This is a genomic window from Mesorhizobium sp. M7A.F.Ca.CA.004.04.2.1 (assembly GCF_004022825.1).
Lineage (GTDB): Bacteria > Pseudomonadota > Alphaproteobacteria > Rhizobiales > Rhizobiaceae > Mesorhizobium.
Genome location: NZ_RZPH01001699.1, coordinates 1 through 577, shown reverse-complemented (window position 1 = coordinate 577; position 577 = coordinate 1). Strand labels below are relative to the sequence as shown.

At 61.5% G+C, this 577-nt stretch carries 1 protein-coding gene and 1 pseudogene; one reads left to right on the top strand and one right to left on the bottom strand.

From position 1 onward, the window contains the following. Positions 1–274: SDR family oxidoreductase (locus EN893_RS37070; protein ID WP_128362310.1), on the top strand; the 274-nt coding region annotated here is incomplete at its 5' end. 15 nt (positions 275–289) lie between these two features. Here EN893_RS37070 and EN893_RS37065 read toward each other — a convergent pair. Continuing rightward, a pseudogene (locus EN893_RS37065) lies at positions 290–577 on the bottom strand (hypothetical protein); the annotation flags it as partial.

Here is a 577-nt window from a genome sequence, read left to right as displayed (position 1 = left end):
CTTCTGGTATCGTCCCTGCTCGAGATCGCCAAATAGGCGTCGCCCACCCTATGTCTGGACCCCGCTGGTCGAAAGGCAGATTCCCGACACCATGAAGGCGCGCGGCATGACCGAGGAACAGGTCAAGCACGATGTGCTGCTCGCTGCCCAGCCGACCAAGGAATTCGTCACCGTCGATGAGCTTGCTGCGTTGACGCTGTTCCTGTGTTCGGACGCAGCCAGGCAGATCACCGGCACGACCTTGCAGATGGACGGCGGCTGGACGGCACAGTAGCCCGGCCCCGAAGGCTCAGCATTTGCTTCCGGCGGCCAGTAGCGGGGTGTCTCCTGGTTGGATTCCGCTGCTCGTTCGACGCGAGAGTTTCGGGATAGCGGCGATCAACTCTCGCGTATAGGCCTGCTGCGGACGATCCAGGACATCTTCCGTATTGCCATACTCAACCAGCTTGCCGTGCTGCATGACCGCAACGTGCTCGCAGAGATAACGCACCACGCCCAGATCATGGGAAATCAGGATCAGCGTCAGCGACAATTCGCGGCGCAGCCGCGCAAAGAGGCCGAGCACCTGGGCCTGGAT